The organism is Bradyrhizobium genomosp. III, assembly GCF_000261705.1.
In the GTDB taxonomy this organism is placed as follows: domain Bacteria; phylum Pseudomonadota; class Alphaproteobacteria; order Rhizobiales; family Xanthobacteraceae; genus Bradyrhizobium; species Bradyrhizobium ottawaense.
This window is the reverse complement of record NZ_AJQF01000455.1, coordinates 1-11,327: the sequence shown is the minus strand read 5'-3', so window position 1 is coordinate 11,327 and position 11,327 is coordinate 1. Positions and strand designations below refer to the sequence as shown.

General features: G+C 65.7%; 8 protein-coding genes. 4 read left to right on the top strand and 4 right to left on the bottom strand.

The annotated features are described in order from the left end of the window. Both IC66_RS0136250 and IC66_RS0136245 read left to right on the top strand, forming a co-directional pair. Positions 1 to 969 (top strand): MFS transporter (locus tag IC66_RS0136250; protein ID WP_038950890.1); only part of this gene is annotated, 969 nt, incomplete at its 5' end. 227 nt (positions 970 to 1,196) lie between these two features. After that, positions 1,197 to 3,464, top strand: coding sequence for a cation:proton antiporter domain-containing protein (locus tag IC66_RS0136245; RefSeq protein WP_038950889.1), 2,268 nt, complete (start codon positions 1,197 to 1,199; stop codon positions 3,462 to 3,464). 84 nt (positions 3,465 to 3,548) lie between these two features. On the opposite strand, the gene IC66_RS0136240 is transcribed toward IC66_RS0136245, so the two are convergent. Both IC66_RS0136240 and IC66_RS0136235 read right to left on the bottom strand, forming a co-directional pair. Continuing rightward, a complete protein-coding gene (locus IC66_RS0136240) occupies positions 3,549 to 6,707 on the bottom strand; it encodes an efflux RND transporter permease subunit (protein ID WP_028145638.1) in 3,159 nt (1,052 codons plus the stop codon). Between the two features lie 13 nt (positions 6,708 to 6,720). Beyond that, positions 6,721 to 7,914, bottom strand: a complete 1,194-nt coding sequence (locus tag IC66_RS0136235) for an efflux RND transporter periplasmic adaptor subunit (protein WP_038950888.1) — start codon at positions 7,912 to 7,914, stop codon at positions 6,721 to 6,723. A gap of 244 nt (positions 7,915 to 8,158) precedes the next feature. Between IC66_RS0136235 and IC66_RS0136230 the strand changes: the two genes are divergently transcribed. After that, a complete protein-coding gene (locus IC66_RS0136230; RefSeq protein WP_038950887.1) occupies positions 8,159 to 8,950 on the top strand; it encodes an ABC transporter substrate-binding protein in 792 nt (263 codons plus the stop codon). Between the two features lie 26 nt (positions 8,951 to 8,976). Here IC66_RS0136230 and IC66_RS0136225 read toward each other — a convergent pair whose 3' ends face one another. Continuing rightward, entirely contained in the window at positions 8,977 to 9,699 is a 723-nt protein-coding gene (locus tag IC66_RS0136225) for a hypothetical protein (protein ID WP_244429225.1), read from the bottom strand. Here IC66_RS0136225 and IC66_RS48650 point away from each other — a divergent pair. After that, on the top strand, positions 9,699 to 10,001 hold the full coding sequence (locus IC66_RS48650; RefSeq protein WP_244429224.1) for a hypothetical protein: 303 nt from the start codon (positions 9,699 to 9,701) through the stop codon (positions 9,999 to 10,001). The two genes, IC66_RS0136225 and IC66_RS48650, sit on opposite strands and share 1 nt — an antisense overlap. 29 nt (positions 10,002 to 10,030) lie before the next feature. On the opposite strand, the gene IC66_RS0136220 is transcribed toward IC66_RS48650, so the two are convergent. Beyond that, positions 10,031 to 11,098 (bottom strand): hypothetical protein, encoded by a 1,068-nt coding sequence (locus tag IC66_RS0136220; RefSeq protein WP_038950886.1) that lies wholly within the window; start codon positions 11,096 to 11,098, stop codon positions 10,031 to 10,033. Positions 11,099 to 11,327 lie beyond the last annotated feature (229 nt).

Genomic DNA, 11,327 nt, shown 5'->3' with positions numbered 1-11,327 from the left:
ACCCCCCGCCACATGATGCTGATCTTCTTCGTCGGCATCGGAGCGTCCATGATCTCGGTCGGCTTCGTGCAGACCCCGGCGCAACTCGGCGCGGCACTGCTGGCGATCGGCATCTTTGCCTCGATCTATCATCCCGTCGGCACCGCGATGATCGTGTCCTATGCCGACCGGCTCGGCCGCGAGATGGGGATCAACGGCGTCTGGGGCAATCTCGGCGTCGCTTCGTCGGCGCTGGTGACCGGCGTGATCGGCCAGTATCTCGGCTGGCGCTTTGCCTTCATCGTTCCCGGCGTGGTCACGATCCTGATCGGCATCGCCTTTGCGATGCTGGTCGTGCACGAGGACCGCAAGGGTTCGAAGCAGGCGGCGGCGCAGGCGCGGGTGGCAAAACAGGACATGTGGCGCGTGGTGCTGTCGCTGCTGATCGTGGTGATCGCGATCTCCACCACGTTCAACGCCGTCACCGTGGCGCTGCCAAAACTGTTCGCGGAGCGTCTCGCCGATTTGACCAAGAGCCCGGCGTTGCTCGGCGTCATCGCGGCCTGCGTCTACGTGTTCGGCGCGATGACGCAGTACACGATCGGCCGGCTGCTCGACCGTTACTCGCTGAAGACGGTGGCGTTGCCGCTGTCCTTCATGCTGGCGCCGTTCCTCTATCTCGCCGCCAGCCTGAACAATCTGCCGCTGATCCTGGTCTCGATCGGCATCGTCATGGGCGCGTTCGGGCAGGTCACGGTGAACGATGCCATGGTCGGCAAGTACACCAGCGAGGAATGGCGCTCGCGCGCCTACGCCGTGCGCTATTTCATCGGCTTCACCGCGGCCGGCGCCTCGGTCGGCCTGGTCGCCTGGCTCTACGAGCAGGGCGGCTTCGTCACCATGCTGCACGCCTTCGCCGCGCTCTGCCTGCTGGCAATCGCGGCGGCGATCATCCTGCCGCGCGAAATCAGGACGCCGGCTGCAGTGTGAGGGCCCGTGTCCCGGACAAGCTGCAACGCGTAAGCGTTGCGGCGCAGAGCCGGGACCGAGAAAATTGCGGGCAAGTTTCTCGGCGGCATAGGCCCCGGCTCTGCAGCGCACCGCCGAAGAGGCACTGCGCTGCGTCCGGGGCACCAGCGGGGTGGAACCCGCCCCACCTCCCGAGGGTTCTATCCCCGTGGCCCCGACACCGGGGGTGAAGGGGGAAAGACACCAGCATGCCATGGCGCCTGCTCCGACCGGTCGGCCTCGTCCCCGCGGCGCTTGTCCTCACCACCATTGCGGCCGGTGCCGAGGGCGGCAAATCGGCTGGCCCATCCGAATTCCTGTTGGTGGCGCAGATCGTGCTGTTGATCGCGGTCGGTCGCGGTCTCGGCGAGATCATGCAGCGCGTCGGCCAGCCCTCGGTGATCGGCGAGTTGCTCGCCGGCATCATCCTGGGACCGTCGCTGTTCGGCTGGATCTGGCCGGAAGCGCAGCACGCGATCTTCCCGAAGGCACCCGAGCAGAAGGCGATGCTCGACGGCATTGCCCAGTTCGGAATCCTGCTCCTGCTGCTGCTCACCGGCATGGAGACCGACCTCAAGCTGGTCAGGAAGGTCGGCAGGGCCGCGATCGCGATCTCGATCGCCGGCATCCTCGTGCCCTTCGCCTGCGGCTTCGCGCTCGGCGAGTTCCTGCCCGATGCGCTGCTGCCCAATCCGCAACAGCGCCTGGTCGCTTCGCTGTTCATGGGCACGGCGCTGTCGATTTCGTCCGTGAAGATCGTCGCCGTGGTGGTGCGCGAGATGAATTTCATGCGCCGCAATGTCGGTCAGATCATCGTCGCCCCCGCCGTGATCGACGACACCATCGGCTGGATCATCATCGCCGTCATCTTCAGCCTGGCCTCGCACGGCACGCTGGATATCGCCTCGGTGGCGAAAGCCGTGCTGGGCACGCTCGCCTTCCTCGCCGTCAGCTTCACCATCGGCCGCCGCCTGGTGTTCCAGCTGATCCGCTGGGCCAACGACAATCTCGTCAGCGCCGCGGCCGTGATCACGGTGATCCTGCTGTTGATGAGCGTGATGGCGCTGATCACGCATCTGATCGGTGTGCATACCGTGCTCGGTGCCTTCGTCGCCGGCATCCTGGTCGGGGAATCACCGATCCTGACGCGGCAGATCGACGAGCGCCTGCGCGGGCTGATCTCCAGCTTCTTCATGCCCGTGTTTTTCGGCCTCGCCGGCCTCAGTGCCGATCTCTCGGTGCTGCGCGATCCCAATCTGCTGATGCTCACCGGCCTCCTGGTCGTGATCGCCAGCGTCGGCAAGTTCGGCGGCGCCTTCGTCGGCGGCACATTGGGCGGCCTGAACAATCGGGAGTCGCTGGCGCTGGCGAGCGGCATGAATGCCCGCGGCTCGACCGAGGTGATCATCGCGACCATTGGCCTGTCCATCGGCGTGCTGAGCCAGAACCTGTTCACGATGATCGTGACCATGGCGATCGTGACCACGATGGCGATGCCGCCGATGCTGCGCGCCGCGCTGGCAAGGCTGCCGATGAACAAGGACGAGAAGGAACGGCTGGAGCGGGAGGAATTCGAGAAGCGCGGCTTCCTCGCCAATCTCGAGCGCCCTCTGCTGGCGGTGGACGAAAGCGTCAACGCCACCTTTGCCGCCCACATCGCCGGCCTGATCGCCGGCATGCGCGGGCTGCCGATCACCGTGCTGCATATCGGCAAGAGCGCCAAGGAACAGGAGAAGGGCCGCGACCAGGAGGAGAGCCACGAAGCGGTGGTGAAGAAGGCCGCCGAAGTCGTCTCCGCCCATGGCGACGGCGGGGCCGGCAACGTCGATGTCGTCACCCGTGCGAGGCAGGCGGAGCTCGGCGAGACCATCGCCGACGAGGCGCGCAAGGGTTTTGATCTTCTCGTCGTCGGCGTCGACAAGGTCGTGACGGCCAAGGACCGTTTCGACCGGAGGATCGACGACATCGCCGCGAAGTTCGAAGGACCGCTTGCGATCGTCGCGGCCAAGGGCAAGCACCTGAAGCAGCCGGCGCCCGATGCGCTCAACATCCTCGTTCCCGTCTCCGGCAGCGGCATCTCCAAGCGCGGCGCCGAGGTGGCGGTCGCGCTGGCGCAGGCCGGGTCAGGCTCGCTCCGGGTGATCTATGTCGCGACGACGCGCGACAAGGGCGCGCAGCGCGGCGCCTCCCGTGGCCTCGGCCAGGAGGCGGGCATCCTCAAGGACGCCAGCGATCTCGCCGCCCGCTACGACGTCGACATCACCACCACGCTGCGGGTGAACCGGGCGCCGGAGGCCGCGATCCTGCGCGAGATCGACACCACCGACGTCGATCTCGTCGTCATGGGCGTCGACCGCATCCAGGCCGACCATCTCTCCTTCGGCGGCGTCGCCGACGCCGTGCTCAGGCAGTCGAAAGTCTCGGTGCTGCTGGTGTCGAGCGGCGAGGCGCGGCAGGCGGTGGTGGAGAAGGCTTAGGATGTGGCTGTAGCCGCGTGGACGGTGCGCTCCCTCTCCCGCTCGCGGGAGAGGGGTGGGGAGAGGTGTTTCCGCAGTGGGCTCTTAGGGCTTCACCTCCGCCGCCGTCTCCACCTTCGCCACCTTCTTGCTCGCCCGCCAGTTCTCGAAGCGCTGCACCACCACGAAGAAGGCCGGCACGAACAGCACGGCGAGGCAGGTCGAGGCCAGCATGCCTGAGAACACCGTGATGCCGATCGACTTGCGCGCGCTGGCGCCGGCGCCGGTCGCGAGCACCAGGGGCACCACGCCGAGGATGAAGGCGAACGAGGTCATCAGGATCGGGCGGAAGCGGGCGCGCGCCGCCTCGATCGCGGCCTCAAGCACCGGCTTGCCGTCGCGGCCGTGGAGCTCGAGCCCGACCTCGACGATCAGGATCGCGTTCTTGGCCGACAGCGCGATCAGGAGGATCAGCCCGATCTGGCAATACAGGTTATTGTCGATCTTGAGCCCGGAGAGGATCAGCATCGGCCCGAGCAGCGACAGCGGCACCGCGAGGATCACCGAGATCGGCGCGTACCAGCTTTCATACTGGCCGGCGAGCACGAGATAGACCAGCAGCATGGCGAGGCCGAACACCCAGTAGATCTGGTTGCTGACCGCCTTCTCCTGATAGGACATCGCGGTCCATTCATAGCCGGTGCCAGGCGGCAGCGTCTTGTCGGCGATCTCCTCCATCAGCTTCAACGACTGGCCGGAGGAGTAGCCCTGCGCCGGCAGGCCGATCACGGTCGAGGACGGATAGAGGTTGTAGAGGCTGATCAGCGAGGGGCCGGTGGCCGGCGTGATCTTGGCGACGGTGCCGATCGGGATCATGTCGCCGTTCGAGTTGCGCACCTGCATGTTGGCGATGTCGCTCTCGGTGACGCGGAAGGCGGGATCGGCCTGGGTGTAGACCTGGAACACACGGCCGAACTTGTTGAACTGGTTGACATAGGACGAGCCGAGATAGGTCGACAGCGCCGAGAACACCTGATCGGTCGTGACGTGCAGCGTCTGGGTCTTGACCCGGTCGATCTCGACGTTGAATTGCGGCACCGAGGAGCGGAACGAGGACTGCACGCGCTGCAGTGCGCTTTGGCTCTGGCCGTTACTGACCATCGCGCCGGTGATCGCCTGCAGCTTGGCGAAATCGCTGTTGCCGTCGCGCAGCTCGACCTGCATCGAGAATCCGGCGGCGTTGCCGATGCCCTGGATCGGCGGCGGCGGCAGCACCAGCGTGCGCGCCTCCATGATGGTCGCGAGCTTGTCATTGAGCCCGTACACCAGCGAGCGCAGATCCTCGCCGGGTCCTTTGCGTGCGTCCCAATCCTTCAGGATGATGTAGGCGACGCCGGCATTGGCCAGGCTTGCGCTGTTGTCGAGCGCGGAGATGCCGGCGATGGTGATGACCTGCGCCACGCCCGGCGTCTCCTTGATCAGCCCGCTCGCTTTGTCGAGCACGGCTTGGGTCCGCTCCAGCGCGGCGCCGTCGGGCAGCTGCACGGCGGCGATCAGATAGCCCTGGTCCTCGATCGGCAGGAAGCCGGTCGGCACCCGCGACAGACCGTAGCCGCTGGCTCCGATCACCAGCAGCGCGAACGCAACCGAGACGGTGGCGTGCCGGCACAGGAAGGTGATCAGCCTTGTATAGCCGCGCTCGACCCGGTCATAGACCGCGTTGAAACCGCGATAGAAGAAGTTGCGCTGCTCCGGCGGCACCGTCGGTCGCAGCCACAGCGCGCATTGCGTCGGCTTCAGCGTCGCCGCGTTGATGGCGGATAGCAGCGCAGTCGCCGCGATCACCAGCGCGAATTGCGAATAGATGCGCCCGGTGAGCCCCGCGAGGAACGAGGCCGGCAAAAACACCGAGATCAGCACCAGCGTGATGCCGACGATCGGCGCGAACAGCTGGTCCATCGCCTTGATCGCGGCATCGTGGCCGTTCATGCCCTGCTCGATGTTGTGCGCCGCGCCTTCGACCACGACGATGGCGTCGTCGACAACGATGCCGATCGCGAGCACGATCGCGAACAGCGTCGACATGTTGATGGTGAAGCCGAGCGCCGCCATCGCCGCAAAGGCGCCGATGATGGTGACAGGCACGGTTGTCGCCGGCACCAGCATCGCGCGCCAGTCCTGCAGGAAGACGAGGATCACGACCAGCACCAAAAGGCCGGCCTCGATCAGGGTCATGTAGACCTCGTGCACCGAGGCCTCGACGAATTTCGTGGTGTCGAACGGCGTGTCGTATTTGATGCCTTCCGGAAACCGCTTGGCGAGGTCCGCCATCTTCTTCTCGACGGCCTGCTCGACCTGGAGCGCGTTGGCGCCGGGCGACTGGAACACGCCGATGCCGACGGCCGGCTGCTTGTTGAGCGAGAAGATCTGGCTGTAGGTCTGCGCGCCCAATTCGACCCAGCCGACATCGCGCACCCGCGTGACGTCGCCGCTGGTGCCTGACTTGACGATGATGTTCTCGAACTGGCTGGTGTCGTCGAGCCGTCCGTTGACGTTGAGCGTGTACTGGAACGCCTGGCCCGGCGGCGTCGGCGGCGCGCCGACCTGGCCGGCGGAGACCTGCTGGCTCTGTTGCTGGATGGCGTTGATGACGTCCTGCGGCACGAGGCCACGGACCTGCAGCTTGTTGGGATCGAGCCAGACCCGCATCGAATACTGGCCGGCGCCGAACACGGTGACGTTGCCGACTCCGGGCAGGCGGGAGAGCTCGTCGCGGATGTTGATGGTGGCGTAGTTGCTCAAATAGAGGCTGTCGTATCTCGAATCCGGCGAGGTCAGCGTCACGAACAGGAGGATCGAGGTCGACCGCTTCTGCACGGTGACGCCCTGGTTCTGCACCGCGCTCGGCAATTGCGACAATGCGCTGGAGACGCGGTTCTGCACCAGCACCTGCGCGAAATTTAGGTCGGTGCCGATCTTGAAGGTCACGGTCAGCGTATAGGTGCCGTCGGAGCCGCTGTAGGACTGCATGTAGAGCATGTCCTCGACGCCGTTGACCTGCTGCTCGATCGGCAAGGCAACGGTGTCGATCACGGTCTTGGCGCTGGCGCCGGGATAGCGCGTGGTGACCTGCACGGTCGGCGGCACCACATCGGGGTATTGCGCGATGGCGAGATTGAACAACGCGACGCCGCCGATCAGGATCATCAACAGCGCGATGACGTTCGACAGGACCGGCCGCTCGATGAAGAACTTTGAGATCATGGCAGGCAGCTCCCTACTTGGCAGACGCCTGCGGCTGCTCGATCTTCGTTGTTTGCGGATCGATCTTCTGGCCCGGGATCACCCGCAGCAGCCCCGCGATGACGACGCGGTCGTCCGGCTTCAAGCCGCTTTCGATGACGCGCAGCCCGTTGTCGACCGGGCCGATCTGCACCTTGCGCTGCTCGACGACGTTGTCGCCGTTGACCACCAGCAGATAGCGGCCGCCCTGGTCGCTGCCGAGCGCGGTGTCGGGGACGAGCAGGGCGCTCTTCTCCTGGTCGAAGGGCACGCGCACCCGGACGAAATAACCGGGCAGCAGCACCCGCTTGTCGTTGGGCACGACGCCGCGCACGGCGAGCGTGCCGGTTGATGTATTGAGGGTCGGCGAGACGTAGTCGAGCTTGCCCTCATGCGGATAGCCGGTCTCGGTCTGCAGTCCCACCTGAATCGGGAATTGCTTCATGTCGGCGGGGGTCAGTCCGCGGCGGGCCGCTTCGGCGCGGATGCGCAGCACGTCCTGCTCGTTGACCGTGAAGTTCACCCAGATCGGATCCATCGCGACGATGGTCGCGAGCTGGGTCGGCGAGGAGACGCCGACGAGCTCGCCGATCGAGACCAGGTGGGCGCTGACGATGCCGTCGAACGGCGCTGTCACCCTGGTGTAGCCGTAATTGACCTCGGCCAGCCTCGTATTGACCTGGGCCTGCTGGAGGTTGGCCTGGGCGTTGTCGCGGGTCGATGTCGAGGTGTCCAGGGTGGACTGCGAGACCGCCTGGCGCTGCACGAGCTCGACCTGCCGCTTGAAATCGGCTTCGGCCTGCTTGACCCTGGCTTGCGCACCGACCTCGGCCGCCTTCGCCTGCTCGACCTTGAGCTTGTAGGTCTCGGGCTCGATCGTGAACAGCTGGGTGCCCTGCTTGACGAAGGTGCCGTCCTGATAGTCGATCGACTGCAGGAAACCCTGCACCCGCGCCACGAGATCGACGCTCTTGATCGGCGCGGTGTTGCCGGTGGCCTCGATGTAGCGCGTCACCGGACGCTGCACCGGCGTTGCCACGTCCACCTTGGGCGGCGGCGGTGCCACGAACGTGTTCTTGTCCTCGCAACCCGCCAGTGCGACCACGGTCGCAGCGGCGGCCAGTGCCCGCCCGGCCTGTCTCCACGCTTCATTGCGCCGTGCAGCAGATGCGGGATTCGATGAGGTCATTCGGTAGCCCCCGAGTATCGTCTGTCGGTGCGGCAGGCTACCAACAAATGTCCGGCCGTGGAACACCATAGCCATGGCAGTCGCCGGCCTTGCGCTGCACAGGGCGGTGTGGCCTTTGACAGATTTGTCACGACAAACCGCTTTTCACCGAGCGCACGATCGACCAGAATTGTGCCAAAGACCGTGTGACGGTGCGCGAGCCAGCCGGGAAGAAGCCAAGAAGAAAAGGTGAGGAGAACATGACATGCCCACGTCCCTCCAGTCGGGCCTTGCGGGCCTCGTTCTCGCAGCGATGGTCGCCATGCCGGCGCTAGCAGACGGTCTGAAGGACGAGATCGCGCCGACCGGCAAGCTGCGCGTCGCGATCGCAATCAGCCCCGCAGGCGGCGCATTCTGGTCGACCAAGATCGAAGCCGGCTATGCCGGCGTTCCCGTCGATCTCGGCAAGGCGATGGCCGCCAAGCTCGGCGTCCCCGTCGAATATGTCGTCCACCAGAACTCCGGACAGATCACCGACGCGGCTGGCAAAGGCACGTGGGACGTCACCTGGCTCCCCAGGGATCCCGAGCGCGAGACCAAGATGCGGTTCGGCCCGATCTACGAGGTCGCCGACGCCACCTACATCGTCAAGCCCGGCTCCGCCGTCACCAATTTTGCGACGCTCGACCAACCCGGAATCAAGGTCGCGGCCGTCAACGCCACCACCACCATGCGCGGCGCGATCGCGCATCTGAAGCATGCAACGGTCACCGGCTATCAGACCTATGAGGAGATCTTCGGCTTGCTCAGGAGCGGCGAGATCGACGCCTTCGCATTGTCGCGCGACCAGCTCAACAAGATGGCGCAGAAGATTCCGGGCACCAAGGTGCTGGACGAGACGTTCAAGAAGACAGTGACCGCCGTCGCCGTGCCGCTCGGCCACGGCCAGGCACTGGCCTTCGTCACCAAATTCATGACCGAGGCCACGACGAACGGCACTCTGCGCAAGGCCTATGATGACAACGGCCTGAAGGATTCGCCGATCCGGACGGAGTAGACTGTCAGCCGGCTTGCGCGATTGGGCTAGGTTCCGGTTGCCGGTGTCCTTTCGGCATGCCAGGCCGCCAGCACGTCCCGCTCTTCATCGGCGGAAAGCCCGACGACCGGGCCGCCGCTGACGTGAAGCCAATGCAGCGTGTCGCGCGCGGTGTCTCCCGCTGGTCGCGAGGTCAGTCCGGCCTCGCGCGCCGGCGAGGTGTCGCGCGTCAGGAAGCCCGCGAAGTCGGGCAGGGGCAGCCACATCGGCAACGACCGCGGACCGGCCCAGCGCCGCACGTCGTGTGCCTCGAGGAAGGCGCGATCGATCCAGGTGAACGTGCAGGACGTATTCAGCGCCGCCGCGCATTCGATCAGAAGCTCGCCGCGCCTGCGGATTGGTCCAATCCCGTCATAGATGCCGGTGAGACGAATCTCCGCCGCATGCACGATCCATTGCGCGAGGTCGCGGACATCGATGAACTGGACGGCATCGTCAGGCGATCCCGGCGCCAGCACCTCGCCGCCGCGTGCAAGCCGTGTCGGCCAATAGGCGAAGCGTCCGGTCGGGTCCTCAGGGCCTGCGATCAGGCCGGCGCGGCAGATGAAGGCATCGCCGCCGACCGCCTGTTCGCAGGCGACCTTGGCCGCGCCGTAAATGGCATCGGTGCTGTGCTCCAGGCCGCAGGCTCGCGCAGCGGCGCCGTGTCGGCACGTTGTCCGGGTATCCGATTGTCCGCATACACGCTGATGGTCGAGACGAAGGTCCAATGCACATTTGGTCGCTTCAGCGCCGCGACCGCGCGGCGAACCTGGCCGGGACGACGCGAGACGTCGACCACGGCATCGAACGACTCGCCTGCGAGCGGCGCAAGCCCGTCGGCCACATCACGGTCGATCCGGACGAGACGCGCGCCTGCCGCAATCGGACCCGCGAGACCGCGGGCGGCGCAGGTCACCTCATGACCGGCAGCACATGCATGGGCTGCGATCGCCCGCCCGAGAAACTGGCTGCCGCCGAGAATGAGAATGCGCATGTGACGGTCCGTGCTGCAAAGGAGATCCCGCAATAATACAATTACTGGTTGTCGCTGCAACTCCGTCAGCGCGGCTTGATCTCCGCATATTTCGCCATCGCCTTCTCGAACTTGCGGTTGAACAGCCACATCGCGGCGAGGATCTCGCGGAAGCTTGCCGAGGTGCGCGCCCGGTCGGCCTGTCCGAAGGCAAAGATGCTGTTGTTGCGCAGATGCTTCATGATCGTCGGGCTCGACACCCTGTAGTTCAGGAGGTCGCCGGACTTGAGCGCCGATCTCGTCGGCGTGGGAACGATCTGGATCAGCTCGAACAGCTTCATCTGGTCGATCGGGTCGGGCAGCGTCTTCACGATTCCAGGGATCTCGCGGAACACATCCGCATGTGCGTTCATCAGGCCGTCGCGCACGTTGGTCCAGTGATTGAAGCGGAGATCGGTGCCGCGGGCCCGCGCCTCTTCCTTGTCGTCGCGCGCGCTTAAGGCGGGATCGATCGCGGCGATCTCGCCCTTGATGGTGCCCCACTTCCTGCGGCCGTTGCGGTCCTCGGACGGGCCGGTCTGGAAGCTGCCCATATAGGTGTTCGAGCGTCCGTTGCGGACGTTCTGCTTGCCGTTGGTCTCGGCAAAGAACAGCCCGAGGCTGATGCGCCCCGCAGCGGCTGCGTGGTCAGGCGCAAGCCCCTTGGCGCGCGCGATCACCGTCGCGAGATCGACGACGTCCTTGAACGGCGTCGGCGAGTTCTGCGCATTGGCCGGCGGCGCCTCCATGACGTCGAACAGTTTCGAATATTCGTCGATCAGCGGCTCGATCTCGGCGTCGAAATAGGCCGGAGGAATCTCGAACTTGTTGGGCCTGCCGATCCGCGACGGCATGGCGTCGGTGAGATCCTTGTAAGAACTGATGACGGCGACGCGGGCGAGGTAGAGCGCCTGTCCCGGCAGGTTCGGCAGCGGCTGCTTCGTCTCGATCTGGCGCCGCCGCTCGGCGAGGATCGATTTGAACTCGGCGAGCGCCTTGTCATAGGTGGCGACCGCCTCGGATTGGCGAGGCGTGAGCGCGCGCTGTTGTCCGACGGCGGGCGCCGCGACGAAGAAGGCAACAGCCGCAAGGGCGGCAAGACGTCTCGATCCCATGGCCGGTTCCTGTCGATTCGGTGGCCAGGGAGATCGTAAGCATCAGAGGCGAGGGCTGGCGAGATGCAAATCCCGCTCAGCCGGAATTCTTATGCCGCCCGGTAGTCCGGCGCCGTCGCCAGGAATTTCGCATAGGCATCCGCATCCGGCGGCTGGAAGCGCCCTTTGAGCCCGCCGCGCTTCTGGTTCTTGGCGCCGATGTCGGCCATCAGCTCGTCGAAATGGCGGT

Coding starts and splice junctions, on each gene's coding strand:
- IC66_RS0136245 (WP_038950889.1), top strand. CDS start 1,197: ATGCCATGGCGCCTGCTCCGACCGGTCGGCCTCGTCCCCGCGGCGCTT.
- IC66_RS0136240 (WP_028145638.1), bottom strand. CDS start 6,707: ATGATCTCAAAGTTCTTCATCGAGCGGCCGGTCCTGTCGAACGTCATC.
- IC66_RS0136235 (WP_038950888.1), bottom strand. CDS start 7,914: ATGACCTCATCGAATCCCGCATCTGCTGCACGGCGCAATGAAGCGTGG.
- IC66_RS0136230 (WP_038950887.1), top strand. CDS start 8,159: ATGCCCACGTCCCTCCAGTCGGGCCTTGCGGGCCTCGTTCTCGCAGCG.
- IC66_RS48650 (WP_244429224.1), top strand. CDS start 9,699: ATGCACATTTGGTCGCTTCAGCGCCGCGACCGCGCGGCGAACCTGGCC.
- IC66_RS0136220 (WP_038950886.1), bottom strand. CDS start 11,098: ATGGGATCGAGACGTCTTGCCGCCCTTGCGGCTGTTGCCTTCTTCGTC.